Below are 14257 nucleotides of genomic sequence, written 5' to 3'. Positions count from 1 at the left end.
TATTTTAAATACTCCACATAAAGCAATTGCAAGCAATGCAGAAACGATTCCTGACGCTCTTATTTAGCTGCCTCATCACCTCTCTATCGGCACAAACTCCCCCCGGTGAAATTTATCAGAACATAAAAAAACTCAATGTATTAGGCTCCGCCTTGTATATAGCGGCCCACCCCGACGATGAGAATACCCTTATGTTAGCCTATCTGGCGAAAGACCGTCTCGTACGCACAGGCTATATGTCCTTGACGCGCGGGGATGGGGGCCAAAACCTGATAGGCTCCGAGCAGGGCTATAACATCGGGCTGATCCGCACCCAGGAACTGCTAGCAGCGCGTAAGAACGACGGCGCCGAGCAGTTTTTCTCTAGGGCATATGATTTCGGATATAGCAAAACCAGGGAGGAAACGCTTAAGTTTTGGGATGAAGAAAAGGTTTTGGGCGATGTGGTATGGATGATTCGCAAGTTTCAGCCCGATGTACTCATCACCCGTTTCCCACCCGACCCCCGAGCAGGGCATGGGCATCATCAAACATCGGCCTATTTGGCAGAAAAAGCCTTTACCCTGGCTGCTGACCCCACCTCCTACCCCGAGCAATTGAAGACCTACCCAGTATGGCAAGCCAAACGCCTGGTATGGAATACCTATACACCGGGCTTCACCAATCGCAAGCCCTCCGATACGGAGCAGGACTTCATCGGCGTCGAGTTGGGCGATTACAACCCTTTACTGGGCAAGGCATATACCGAAATTGCGGCGGAGAGTCGTAGCCAGCACAAAAGCCAAGCTTTTGGTGCCGCTCCAGCCCGGGGACAAAGAGCTGACTACCTGCTACATACCAAAGGGGAACGGGCAAAAACCAATCTCTTTGATGGCATCGACCTCACTTGGAACCGAGTCAAAGGAGGAGCAGCGATTGAAAAACTGGTTCAGAAAGCCCTTGACGGATTTGACATAAGCGCCCCAGAAAAATCGATTCCTCAACTGATAGCCATTTATAAAGGCTTGCAAAGGCTCGATGAGGGGGACAAATACGTCAACCAGAAGAAAGAAGAAGTAAAGGAATTGCTAGTACAGTGCCTAGGGCTTTGGTTCGAAACCAACCCCACGACCTACTCCGGCGTAGCAGGCAAGCCTGTAAATCTTAAAATGACCGTTGTAAAACGATCGGCATATCCGGTGCAACTGTCCAAGGTTTTTTGGACCGGTATGAAAGCCGACAGTGCGATAAACCTGTCTCTGGCCAACAATGAGCTGGTGAGCTTGGAGCGTACTACCGTTCTGCCCGTAAACCTGCCAATCTCTCAGCCCTATTGGATAGAAAAACCACTAGACAAGGGGATGTTCAATATTCCGAACCAAAAAGATATAGGTTATCCCGAAAATCGTTCCAAGACGATTTCCACCTACACTTTCATGATAGATGGGCAACCATTCACTTATCAAAAAGCTTGGGAATATAAATTCACCGACCCTGCCGAAGGTGAGATCTATCGTCCATTCGAAATACGGCCTTTGGTTACCGTCAACCTGGCCGATCCAGTAATCGTTTTTCCTGATGCGAGCCCCCGAGAAGTTCTGGTAACCGTTCAAGCTCAGGCGAAGGCAGTTCAGGGAAAAGTTTCGCTGACACTTCCTTCTGGTTGGAAATCGACCCCTGCCGATTATAGTTTCGACCTTCCTGAGCAGTACCAGCAGGCTTCCTATAGCTTTCAGGTGAGCCCTACCGACCAGCAGCAGAACACCTTTTTGAAGGCTCAGGCGACAGTCTCTGGCCGCCAGTACGACAAATCTATTCGGTCGATATCTTATAGGCATATCCCTACTCAGACGTTATTTCCAGAGGCAGAGGCCAAATTGACGAAGATGGATATTCACACCACTGCTAAACATATCGGCTATATAGCGGGAGCCGGCGATGAAGTCCCCTCGGCCTTGCGACAAATAGGCTGCCAAGTGACCATGCTCGATGAGGCCGAGCTATCCAAAGACCTGTCCATGTACGACGCCATTGTGGTGGGGGTGCGTGCCTATAACACAGAGACTCGCTTGGGCCACTATCAGGCGAAGTTGATGGAATATGTTAAAAATGGGGGAACGATGGTGGTTCAGTATACCATTCCGTCGGGTCTTAAGGTATCGGAACTAGGCCCTTATCCACTGACGACGGGAAGGGACCGGATCACAGAAGAGGATGCCACCTTACACTTTTTGAACCCCAAGCACCCTGTATTAAATATTCCCAACAAAATTACTCAGAAAGATTTTGACGGCTGGATTCAGGAGCGAGGGCTATATTTTGCTCAGACCTGGGACAAGCAGCATTATGAGCCTATCCTTGCTGGGCACGACACCGGTGAGGGCGACTTAGACGGCGCACTCTTATATGCCCAATACGGCAAGGGAGTCTATATCTATACCGGCTTATCCTTTTTTAGGGAGCTTCCTGCAGGGGTAAGCGGAGCCTATAGGCTGTTTGCCAATATTATATCGGCAGGCCAGCCTTAAGTCGGCAGCAGGCGGAGGGGTATTATTTAATATTCTTCCGTCTGTTTCTTTGAAAATCCTCCAACACAAATCCCCCCAGACCGTCGAGGTTACTATAATAAGCCCGCCCGTTATTCACCTTAGTAAAATCCTGAACGAACTGCTTCAGATAAGGGTCGGAGGCGATCATAAAAGTAGTGACAGGAATATCTAGCTTTCTGGCCTGGGCCGCTAGCGTGAGGGTTTTATTGATAATCTTACGGTCGAGCCCGAAGCTATTCTTATAATATTTGATCCCTTCTTTGAGGCAGGTGGGTTTTCCATCGGTGATCATAAAAATCTGCTTGTTACGCGTTTTCTTTCTACGTAGCAAATCCATGGCCAGTTCCAGACCCGCCACGGTGTTGGTATGATAGGGCCCCACCGACAAATAAGGAAGGTCCTTGAGTTGAATCTGCCAGGCATCATTTCCAAAGACGATGATATCTAGCGAGTCTTTCGGGTACTTCGTACGTATTAACTCGGCTAATGCCAAGGCAACTTTTTTGGCCGGGGTGATCCGATCCTCCCCATACAGTATCATCGAGTGACTGATATCTATCATCACGACGGTGGAAGTCGTCGATTTCTGGTCTTTCTCTATCACCTCCAGATCGTTTTCTAGGAGCATAAAGTCGCCTATCCCATGATTGACTTGTGCATTTTTGATAGACTCCGTCATGGCAATTTGATCGAGGGTATCGCCAAACTGGAAGGAGCGTATCTCACTACTAAGCTCATCGCCCACCCCTGTAAAGGGAGTCTGGTGCCTTCCACCATTTTTGGAGCGTTTTAGCTTTCCAAATATTTCTTCTAGAGCGCTTTTCCGGATACCCTTTTCGGCCTTTGGGGTCATTACCAGCATCCCTCCATCGCTACCCTGTTGCTCACGGATATACCCTTTACTCTTGAGGTCTTCGAAAAAATCGCCTATCCCATACCGATCATCCGTTAGGTGATGCTGCCGGTCGAGTTCGCTGAGCCAGGCCATCGCTTCGCTCACCTCCCCAGAAGTTAGCAACAGTAATTGCTGGAAAATTTGATACAACTGATCGAATTTGGAGTTACCTCCTGCCGGACTGGGCACAAAATTGGAAAATATATGACCTTTCATAAGATAAGATGGTAATGCGAAGGATTGGAAATGCATACGGCTACCCTCAAATATAAGAAAGTAGCCGTATTACCAAAAAATAAAAGCGCTTAGGCTTCTGTAGCACAATATTCTTCAAAAGCCATTTGAAGGTGTTGGGCAATCATTTCGGCCGAGCGACCTTCTATATGATGACGCTCTACAAAATGGATCAACTCCCCATCCTTAAACAAGGCGACTGCTGGAGACGATGGTGGGTATGGCAAGCAATATTCTCTCATTTTGGCGGTAGCTTCCAAATCGGCACCAGCAAAAACGGTAGCCAATTGGTCGGGCTTCACTTCACTGCGTTCCAATGAAGCTCTTACACCTGGACGTGCAGCACCAGCCGCACAGCCACATACCGAGTTGATCACAACCAAGGCAGTACCTTTCATATTCTGCATGAAATTGTCCACCGCTGCTTCTGTCGATAGATCTTGAAAACCGGCATCTACCAATTCGGCCTTCATAGGGGCTACTAGTTGGGGGGGATACATATTTTTGCTTATTTATAGTTAAAGAATTATTTTTTTGATCCGTGCCTAGGCAACGGACGTTCTTGTAGTTTGGAGATACTATTATCACATAAAGCCAAGCTCCAACTTGGCCTCTTCCGACATCATTTCTGTCGAATACGGCGGGTCGAAGGTGAGCTCTAGACTTACATCGTTGACGCCAGGCACCTCCCTAATCTTTTCTTCTACTTCTCCAGGAAGCGTACCCGCAGAGGGACATGAAGGGGACGTCAGAGTCATCGACACATAGACGTTATTGACGGGAAAGATTTTCAAATCATAAATCAACCCCAATTCGTACACATCTACAGGGATCTCTGGATCATACACCATTTTAATGGCTTTAACGATCTCTTCACGTAGTTCAGCTTCTGTCATTATATTTTTAATTAATTAGTGCACTCTAAGACTACTCCACAGCCTGGAAAGCGTAGGCATATGCCCGCATTTGTTTCACCATGGACGCCAAGCCGTTGGACCGGGTCTGGGCTAGGTGCTGATGCAAGCCTATCTCTTTTAAGAAATACAGATCTGCCTTGGCGATATCCTCCGGACTCTGATCCGACAATACCTTTACCAACATACTCACCAGTCCACGAACAATAATGGCATCGCTGTCGGCTACAAACTGCAAACGGCCATCTTTCATATAGGCATGAAGCCAAACCAAAGATTGACAACCCTTTATGATATTCTCTTCAGTCTTGTATTGGACGTCCATGGTAGGCAACTGCTTTCCCATGTCGATAATATATTCATATTTGCTTTCCCAATCATCAAAAAGCTCAAAATCTGAAATTAACTCGTCTTGTACTTCTTTTATGGTCATATTTTATAAATTCTAAATTTGAGGAAGACCCGTAACGGTCAAATGGCCCAAAGTCGGCTAAAGCTTACCCCAGCATTCGTTTCACCTTATGCAGGCCACTGATTAGGGCGTCTATTTCCTCAATTGTATTATAAACAGCAAAGGAGGCCCTGGAGGTTCCAGATAATCCAAATCGTTGCATCAATGGCTGCGTACAATGGTGGCCCGTACGGATAGCTATACCTTGCTGGTCGAGCAAAACGCCAATATCCTGATGATGGATACCGTCCATTACAAAAGATAATACACTTACCTTTTGCTTGGCTTGGCCCACAATACGTAGCCCAGGAATATCGGCCATGGCTTGTGTGGCATAGGCTAGCAACTCATTTTCGTAAGCCGCAATATGCTCTTTTCCTAACTGATTCACATAATCGAGGGCAAATTTGGATGCCACGGCGTCGGCGATATTAGGGGTACCCGCTTCAAACTTATAAGGCAATTCGTTATAAGTGGTTTTCTCGAAAGTTACCTCCTTTATCATCTCCCCTCCCCCTCTATAAGGAGGCATGGCTTCTAGCAGGCTTCTTTTTCCATACAAGGCTCCTATGCCTGTAGGCCCATAGATCTTATGCATGGAGAAGGCATAAAAGTCGCAGTCCAGGGCTTGCACGTCTATCTCCAAATGCGAACAGGCCTGGGCCCCATCGATTAGCACCTTCGCACCCACCGTATGGGCCTGGTCAATAATCTGTTTAATAGGATTGATAGTCCCCAAAGCATTAGAAACATGCACGACCGACACCAGCTTGGTATTTTCACTGAGCATTTGCTGATAGGCCGCCATATCCAACTCCCCTTCTTCATTGACAGGGATCACCTTTAGTATACAGCCCTTCTCTTCGCAGAGCATCTGCCAGGGTACAATATTGGAATGGTGTTCAAGGGTACTAATGATGATTTCATCGCCTTTACCAAGGAAGGAACGACCGAAGGTTTGAGCCACCAAATTGATACTATCGGTAGTCCCATAGGTGAATATGATCTCGTCGGACGAACTGGCATTTACAAATTGCTGCATGGCCTTTCGGCTATCTTCAAAAGCCGCGGTAGCCTTTTCGGCAAGGTGGTGAATGCCTCTATGAATATTGGCATTATAATGCCCATAATACCCCGCCAAGGCATCCAATACCTGCTTTGGTTTCTGAGTCGTAGCCGCATTGTCGAGATAGACCAACGGCTTGCCGTTAACGACTTCGTTCAGTATAGGAAAATCGTTTCTTACGGCAGTTATATCGAGCGTCTTAAGCATCCTTATGGTATTTTAGTAAGAAACCCAACCCAAAGAATCAGGTTGGGTTCAATTATTTTTATCCACCCGGGGAAAACAGAAATAATACCTCCAGGTTTTATTTGTTGGTCAACTTGTCCGAAATAACTCCTTCCAAGTACTCCCGGATCGAATCTATTTTGATTTGCGACACGACGTCGGCACAAAAGGCAAACATCAACAACGACATGGCCTCCTGGCGCGATATACCCCGTGATCGCATATAGAATAAGGCTTCCTCGTCGATCTGTCCGGTGGTAGTACCATGGGTACATTTTACATCATCGGCCCATATTTCCAATTGAGGCTTGGTGTTCATCGTAGCCTCTGGCGAAAGCACGATATTCTTACAGGACTGGAAAGCATTGGTTTTTTGGGCATCGGGCCTTACAAATATTTTTCCATTAAATACGCCTTTAGACTTATCCCTAAGGATCCCCTTATACAACTCATTACTTTCAGAATTGGGCTTAAGGTGATCGGCAACAGTATGGTTATCGACATGCTGGGTGCCATCGGGGAAGTAAAGGCCATACATATGGGCATCGCAATGCTCGCCATTGATACGAATATGAAGGTTGTTCCTTACGAATTTGCCATTAAGGGTCACCGTAGCGGCATAGAAATGGGAGTTGTCGAGCATAATCACCTCGGTGGTACCGACATGATAGGCCTGATCGCTCTCATTTTGCACTTTATAGTACTCCACGTGAGCATGTTGGCCCATATGAATTTCGGTCACTACGTTCGTAAAAGAACGCTGCTCCCCAACGGTTCTAAAAGCCTCAGCAAACTTTACCTGGGCGTTTTCGCCTACGGCAATGATATTGCGTGGCTGTGAACCTACGTGCTCCTGACGTGCATCGGAGATAAAACGCAAAATTACGGGATGTTCTACCACTTGTCCTTTAGGAACATGGATAAACACGCCATCGGCCGCAAAAGCCGTATTTAAAGCAGTAAAGGCATCGGAATCCCCTTCTACAGCGCTAAAATAGCTATTCACCATTTCAGGGTCCTTTTGATAGGCTTGCTGAAGGGATGAAATGACGATCTTGTCGGAAGTAGAAATAATCTGCGAAAGGTCGGCATCGTAATGCCCATTCACAAAATACAGAATATTAGCATTCTGATCGGGGATGTTCAAGGAGGCCAAGTCTTCGGCCGTCAGTGTGCTTGGCGCATTGAAATGGTAGCTTGCACTGACCAAATCCTTCACATTGGAGTATTTCCATTCCTCATTTTTACGAGTGGGAAAGCCCAATTGATCGAAAACTGCTATGGCTGCACGTTTTTTCTGGTGAAAGGCCGTAGAAGCCTCGCCATTGATCGTGGCCTCACGGGCATGAAAATCGGCGACCAGTCTCGTTTTTAAATCTATAGTATCAGTACTCATTGGAATTCTAAAATTGTATTGGTTGAAAACAGGCAGACATTCGAGGGATATGGCATCCCTACTGGAAACCATGTTATCCTAAAGCCTCCACTTCTTCCTTGATCCAATCGTAACCCTTTTCTTCCAGCTCCATGGCCAATTCTTTGGTACCCGACTTTACGATCCTTCCTTTGTACAATACATGAACGTAGTCAGGGACGATATAATCCAGCAGACGCTGATAATGGGTAACTACAATGGCCGAGCGCTCCGGCGAACGTAGGGAGTTTACTCCTTCCGCCACGATTCGAAGGGCATCGATATCCAAACCAGAGTCGGTTTCATCAAGAATGGCCAGCTGAGGTTCTAATACTGCCATCTGGAAAATTTCATTTCGTTTTTTCTCTCCACCCGAAAAGCCTTCGTTGAGTGCTCTTTTGAGAAGGGAGTCATTCATGCGTACCAATTTGGCTTTTTCACGAACCATTTTCAGAAATTGCGCAGCATCTAAAGGATTTTCCCCTTTATATTTACGAATTTCGTTTACAGCCGTTTTCAAAAAGTTGATCGTCGTTACACCCGGGATCTCTACAGGGTATTGAAAAGCGAGGAATATCCCTTCTGCTGCCCGTTCTTCAGCGGCCAATTCCAACAAATCGACGCCGTTGAAGGCTACAGAACCGGCTGTTACCTCGTACTCTTCCCGGCCTGCTAATACAGAGGCTAGGGTACTTTTTCCCGAACCATTAGGCCCCATGATGGCATGAACTTCACCGGGTTTCACTTCCAGATTGATTCCTTTCAATATTTCTTTACCTTCTATAGAGGCGCGCAATTCATTAATTGAGAGCATAACTTATGTTGTACTTGATATATAGTTCTTGGTAATTTACCGCAAAAGTAGCAACCTTTGGTCGTAAATTAAAATCAGAGAAATTAACTACTACTACCTTTCAGTCAAAAGTTAAACGGTAAATACCTCCGCTGCGTTCCCCATTCGCTAGATATTACCGAGGGAAGATGGTAGTAGAGCATTAACCAGCAGGCCAGTCGGAATCAATTGAGCCGGTCGCGACCTGCTTTCCTATATCCCTACTGGAGTGGTGCATAAAAAACACTTCGCTGTTAGCCTATTAAATTTCAGCACCGATAGCGGAGCTTTTTTTCCTGGAATTAATAAATTCAAATACCTTAGCATCCTGAAGTATAAAGTTCGTCGCTCATGAAAACTGCTAAAACCCTAAAAGAAAATATAGGCATTACCTCCGAAACGGGTACCCTACGCAAACTTCTAATCCATAGCCCCGATAGAGGCCTGGGCAAGGTGGTCCCTTCCAAGGCTCAGGACTGGCTCTTCGAGGACATTGTACACCTGGACACCATGAGGAGGGAAGAATACGACTACTATGTTAAAGTGCTCCTCTACTTTTTGGATCCAGAGAAAGTGAAGGGAAAGCTTAAGGATATCGACTCCGACGAGTCCCGTTCTTTCTATATCCCGGGGTCTAAGGATTACTTTAATTCTGACAAAGTTATTGACTTTCAAAAACTTTTGGCCGACATTCTTACCGACCCTACTACCCGCAGCAATCTTACCGCCGCAATCTGTGGCATAGAAAAGTGCACCTATCTCACCCAACAAAAATTGCATGAATACGACCCCATAGAGTTAGCCACCATTTTTATTTCTGGATCCCTATCCGATAAAAAAATGCTATTCGCTCCATTGCCCAATCTTATTTTTATGCGCGATATCGGGATCGTGATCAACGACCATATACTTCTGAATAAACCGGCAAAATCGGCCCGTACCCGGGAGTCTATTCTCGCCCAGACGGTATTCTTCCAGCACCCGATGTTTGAAAAATATAGGGATAAGATTATCGAGATCCCCGAAAATGAGCGCCATTTCCTTTTGCCCGACGACGAAAAAGCCAGCGATTTTCAGCGTTGTACCCTGGAGGGTGGCGACATCATGATGGTAGCACCCAAACATCTGTTGATAGGCTGTAGCGAGAGAACTTCCATATTTGCCGCCCAACAGGTAATGAAAATTCTTTTTGAAAAAAATGTTGTGGACACCATCACGATCATAAAAATCCCTAAGAAAAGGGACTTTATGCATATCGACACTATTTTCACCCAGGTCAAAAAGAACATTTGGGTATTACTGAGCAGCCTGGCGCGAACGGGGGATGAAGCCAAAAAGAAGGATGTATTGCATTTCTTCGCACAAAAAAAAGAGGATCAAGAATTCAAAATATTGCAATTCTTTAAGGGCCTGGAGAATAAACCAATAGAGATAGACAATCTTGAAGACCTGCTCACCGACATCAGCCGAAACGACCTGGGTTGCGACGAAGAGGTAACCTTTATTTATTCAGGAAACAGAGAATTCCCCTTTGGAGAACGAGAGCAATGGACCGACTCCTGTAATTTGCTGGCCATCAAGGATGGGGTGGTGATCGGCTATGACCGAAACGACAAGACTTTGGAGGCCTTTAGGGACAAGGGCTTTCGCATTATTGCAGCGAAAACACTGCTCGAAGCTTTCGAAAATGGAAGCCTTACACCAGACACACTCACCAATACTTTTATAACCCTACCGTCGGCCGAATTGTCGCGTGCTCGTGGTGGCTCGCATTGTATGAGTATGCCCCTGCTGAGGGACTAAATTATTTGCAAAGGCAAAATTAAGCTAGTAAATTGCAATACGTACTGCCCCTCAGCCCACTGCCGCTAGTAGCCGTTCCGGCAAGCTCAATTTACCAATACCTTTTCTCTGACTAAACATCCATTTATATGCGCCATATATCGTCTACAGCACAGATTCAACCACAATCTACCTCCCGAATTTTAATGATTCGGCCGACCCAGTTTGGCTTCAACCAGCAAACGGCCGATAGCAACGTATTCCAACACCAGCAGGCAGGGCAACGGACTCAAGAAGAGATTAGCACTTTGGCGCAAGCAGAATTTGACCTGATGGTATCTCAGCTACAGATGGCGGGCGTAGAGGTGAAGGTTATCGACGAACTGGAAGGCGATAGGAATCCAGATGCCGTCTTCTCTAATAACTGGATAAGCTACCACCAAAGTGGCCGTGTGGTGCTCTATCCCATGTTGGCAGAAAATAGAAGATCGGAGCGAAGGTTGGACATCGTTGAGCAGTTGCGAAGCGACTACCATATAGAGGAGGTCATAGACCTCACTCATTTTGAAAAAGACGGCAAATTTCTGGAAGGGACCGGGAGCATGGTCCTCGATAGGCGCTACAAAATCGCCTACGCCTGTCTCTCTCAGCGAACACACTTAGAGGTTCTACAGGCATTTGCCGAAAAGCTAGACTATGAGGTAGTTTATTTCCATGCTACCGACGACCTAGGAAGGCCCATTTACCATACCAACGTAATGATGTGCATAGGCGATATCTTTGCGGTAATCTGTCTGGAAGCCATCCACAACCCCGACGAACGGCAGCGGGTACGCCAAACGCTAGAACAAACCAACAAATACCTGATTGAACTCTCCTTGGAGCAGATCAAGCATTTTGCTGGGAATATGCTGATGGTACGCAACCGCCGCCAAGAGAAATTCTTGGTCATGTCCACGGCCGCATACGATATACTCACCGATCGGCAGCGTAGCATTTTGAACGACTATGCCCGGATACTACATACCGATCTGAGCATTATAGAACGCTATGGGGGTGGCTCGGCGCGCTGTATGTTGACGGAGAATCATTTGCCACGTTCTTAAACACAAAAAAGCGGATCAAGTGATCCGCTTTTTTGTGTTTCTAACCCTTAATCCTAATTAATCCTCCAAATCTGACTTTACTTTCTCTACTTTTGCCTTCGTATCTGCCTTAAAAGCTTCCCATTTATCGGCAGTTTTTTCTTCTAAGTTATCCCAGGAGTCTTTAAGCTCGGCCTTTTCTTCGTTCAGTTCGGCTTTCCGTTCTTCCCATTTGGCCTTTTCTTTGGCTGTGGCCTTGTCTATTTTTTTATCTACCTCTTCCAGCTTGGCATCTACATCGTCCATAGCATCTTTCAAATCGGACTTTAGTGATTCCTTGTCTGCTTTCATTTCGGCAGTAAATTCGTCATGAGCATCCTGCATATCGTCACCGGCATCTTCCATAGTCTCTTGAGCCGAGTTTTTGGTTTCTTGTGAACAACTGGTCATGGTTAACATACCAGCAAATAATATAGTCGAAACAAATAAGGTTAACTTTTTCATTTTTTCGGTGTTTAGTCAAACGTATGAATCTATCTTAGATTCGTAGATTTGATAAAAAAGGTAAAAAAATACGGCCAACCCGCTTTTGCCCCCTATATCTGGGGAAAATGTGGCATCCCGACCCCGAATACTGTGGGAGCGTCGCACACATAATGGGAAAGAAAGGGTCAAAGCAGCCTGTGAGGGCCGTCGATAGGGAACAAAAGTTGATACTATCCGGATTTATAGGCAATTTTACCGGATAATACTTCTACTCTACTCATGGCTCACTCCTTTTTAACTCAAATAACCCCATTACTGCTTTTTGTACTTTTAAGCAATAGGTCCTTCGCTCAAACCGACACCCTAGCTACCACCCATCACCTCGAAGAGGTAAAGGTTCAGGCCTTTGCCAGCAGTTCGAGCCCCCTGCAAACCACCGCTACCGTGGGTATCTTAACTTCAAAAACGTTTTTACGACTACCTGCCAATACCTGGGTGGCTGCAGTAAACACTGTACCTGGCGTACGCATGGAGGAGCGCTCCCCCGGAAGCTATCGATTTTCTATTCGAGGTAGCTTGATTCGCTCCCCCTTTGGTGTTCGTAACGTCAAATTTTATTGGAACGGAATTCCCTTTACCGATGCCAGTGGTAACACCGCCATCAATTCCCTAGACTACGGGGCCATTAACCATATGGAAATAATAAAAGGGCCAGGCAGCAGCTTATATGGGGCCGGAACTGGCGGGGTAGTGCTGCTTCAGAGCGAGCCCAGCGGGACTGATAACCACCTTAGTCAAAGCCTACAATTCGGGAGATATGGATACCTCAACAACAGTACGGAAATCCAGTTGGGAGCTACTACGATTCAATATGGCCATACCCAACAAGAGGGATACCGCAGCCAAAGTGCTATGACCCGCGATGCCCTCCGCATTAATAGCAGCTTTGATGTAGGCCAAAAGGGCCGCCTATCGATTTTGGGCATGTACTCCGACCTCCATTACCAAACACCGGGCGGAATTAACCTTACCCAATACCAAACCGACCCAACACTCGCTAGGCAAGCAACGGCCACCATCCCTGGCTCAGAGAGCCAAAAGGCAGGCATTTATAGCAAAGTAGCACTTTTGGGATTTAATTATCGGCTCAGCTTGGGCAAACAATGGACACAAAGTTCGGCGTTGTATCTGAGCACCACCGACTTCACCAATCCTTTTATCACCAACTATGAAAAACGAAACGAGGTAGGTATCGGAGGAAGAAACTTGTGGCAATACCGTCGGGCCATAGGCAACGTAGAATTGGCCTGGACCAGTGGCTTTGAATGGCAGTATGGAAAATCGGCTCAAAAGAATTTTGATAATGAAGCAGGAACTCCTACTCAAATACAAACTGCCGAAGATATTGGTAGCAAGAATTTATCGGTATTCACTCAGTTAGAAACCGTGCTGGGCCACGGCCTCACCCTGAATACCGGACTAAGCTATAATTACAATCAGTATTTGTACGAAAAATTCCATCCCCTCCCTTACGCCAACGAGCAAAAAACAATAAAGGGCATATTTGCCCCTAGGGTGGCACTCAATAAGGTAATCGATCGGCAGTGGTCGGCCACCTTATCCTATAGCGAAGGCTTCTCCGCGCCCACCCTGCAGGAAATCCGCCCTTCGGCCGGTGGCTTCCGTGCCGACCTCAACGCCGAAAAAGGATCGAACTTCGAGCTCAGCCTAAGAAGAGAAGGGAAAAAATTATCGGCGGAGGTGAATGCCTATCATTTTGCCCTAAAGGAAACTATTGTCAGCCGCAGCGATTCCACTGGTTCCGAATTTTTTGTTAATGCCGGCAACACGAGGCAGAATGGGATAGAGTGGCGCGTCAGCTACTCGCTTTTTGAGGGCAAATCCGTCCATCTACAACTCTGGACGAGCGGAAATGGCACCCATTACACCTTTAGGGATTATTCCCTTGGTGAAAGCTCATACCATGGAAACAGGCTTCCAGGCGTACCGGCACTGACCTTGACCTCCGGATTAAATGCTAGCCTCCCATTTGGTTTCGCTGTGTTTGCAACGCATCAACATGGAGGGAAAGTATACCTCAACGACGCCAATACGGTAGAGAGCACCCCATATGACCAGTGGATCGCCAAACTAACTTGGAAGAAAGAGTGGGGAAGGCATTTGAGCACCGAATGGTCCGCCTCTGTTGAAAAGGTATACGCTGATATATACAGCTTAGGTTACGATTATAATGCCTTTGGAAGTCGCTATTATAACAGTGCACCAAAAAACAATTTCTGGACTGGCCTTAAATTGGGCTGGCGATGGTCCAAAAAATAACCCGA

12 protein-coding genes are annotated in these 14257 nt (G+C 46.6%); 4 read left to right on the top strand and 8 right to left on the bottom strand.

Annotated features, from left to right (window positions below):
• Nucleotides 1-35 precede the first annotated feature (35 nt).
• A complete protein-coding gene (locus tag CLV98_RS10925; protein WP_109674342.1) occupies nt 36-2507 on the top strand; it encodes a PIG-L family deacetylase in 2472 nt (823 codons plus the stop codon).
• A gap of 22 nt (nt 2508-2529) precedes the next feature.
• On the opposite strand, the gene CLV98_RS10920 is transcribed toward CLV98_RS10925, so the two are convergent.
• The 7 genes from CLV98_RS10920 to sufC form a co-directional block, all read right to left on the bottom strand.
• Nucleotides 2530-3639, bottom strand: a complete 1110-nt coding sequence (locus CLV98_RS10920; RefSeq protein ID WP_109674341.1) for a vWA domain-containing protein — start codon at nt 3637-3639, stop codon at nt 2530-2532.
• A gap of 89 nt (nt 3640-3728) precedes the next feature.
• Entirely contained in the window at nt 3729-4157 is a 429-nt protein-coding gene (locus CLV98_RS10915; RefSeq protein WP_109674340.1) for a BrxA/BrxB family bacilliredoxin, read from the bottom strand.
• A gap of 84 nt (nt 4158-4241) precedes the next feature.
• Nucleotides 4242-4553, bottom strand: coding sequence for an SUF system Fe-S cluster assembly protein (locus tag CLV98_RS10910; RefSeq protein WP_109674339.1), 312 nt, complete (start codon nt 4551-4553; stop codon nt 4242-4244).
• 31 nt (nt 4554-4584) lie between these two features.
• Entirely contained in the window at nt 4585-5004 is a 420-nt protein-coding gene (locus CLV98_RS10905; RefSeq protein ID WP_109674338.1) for a SufE family protein, read from the bottom strand.
• A gap of 64 nt (nt 5005-5068) precedes the next feature.
• Nucleotides 5069-6295 carry a cysteine desulfurase gene (locus CLV98_RS10900; RefSeq protein WP_109674337.1) on the bottom strand — a complete coding sequence of 409 codons (1227 nt, stop codon included), beginning with the start codon at nt 6293-6295 and terminating at the stop codon, nt 5069-5071.
• Nucleotides 6296-6392: 97 nt separating this feature from the next.
• Entirely contained in the window at nt 6393-7709 is a 1317-nt protein-coding gene (sufD, locus tag CLV98_RS10895; protein ID WP_109674450.1) for a Fe-S cluster assembly protein SufD, read from the bottom strand.
• A 73-nt stretch (nt 7710-7782) separates the two neighbouring features.
• Nucleotides 7783-8541: a Fe-S cluster assembly ATPase SufC gene (sufC, locus tag CLV98_RS10890; RefSeq protein WP_109674336.1), complete on the bottom strand. Its 759-nt coding sequence runs from the start codon at nt 8539-8541 to the stop codon at nt 7783-7785.
• A gap of 369 nt (nt 8542-8910) precedes the next feature.
• Here sufC and CLV98_RS10885 point away from each other — a divergent pair, with 369 nt between their 5' ends.
• On the top strand, nt 8911-10362 hold the full coding sequence (locus tag CLV98_RS10885; protein WP_109674335.1) for an arginine deiminase family protein: 1452 nt from the start codon (nt 8911-8913) through the stop codon (nt 10360-10362).
• Between the two features lie 128 nt (nt 10363-10490).
• Nucleotides 10491-11447, top strand: a complete 957-nt coding sequence (gene ctlX / locus CLV98_RS10880) for a citrulline utilization hydrolase CtlX (RefSeq protein WP_109674334.1) — start codon at nt 10491-10493, stop codon at nt 11445-11447.
• A 57-nt stretch (nt 11448-11504) separates the two neighbouring features.
• Here the strand turns inward: ctlX and CLV98_RS10875 are convergent, their stop codons facing one another.
• Nucleotides 11505-11930 carry a hypothetical protein gene (locus CLV98_RS10875; protein ID WP_109674333.1) on the bottom strand — a complete coding sequence of 142 codons (426 nt, stop codon included), beginning with the start codon at nt 11928-11930 and terminating at the stop codon, nt 11505-11507.
• Nucleotides 11931-12191: 261 nt separating this feature from the next.
• Between CLV98_RS10875 and CLV98_RS10870 the strand changes: the two genes are divergently transcribed.
• Entirely contained in the window at nt 12192-14252 is a 2061-nt protein-coding gene (locus CLV98_RS10870) for a TonB-dependent receptor (protein ID WP_109674332.1), read from the top strand.
• Nucleotides 14253-14257: the final 5 nt, after the last annotated feature.

Origin of the sequence: Dyadobacter jejuensis (assembly GCF_003149085.1) — a bacterium.
GTDB classification, from domain to species: Bacteria; Bacteroidota; Bacteroidia; order Cytophagales; family Spirosomataceae; genus Dyadobacter; species Dyadobacter jejuensis.
This window is presented reverse-complemented; position numbering and strand designations above follow the sequence as displayed.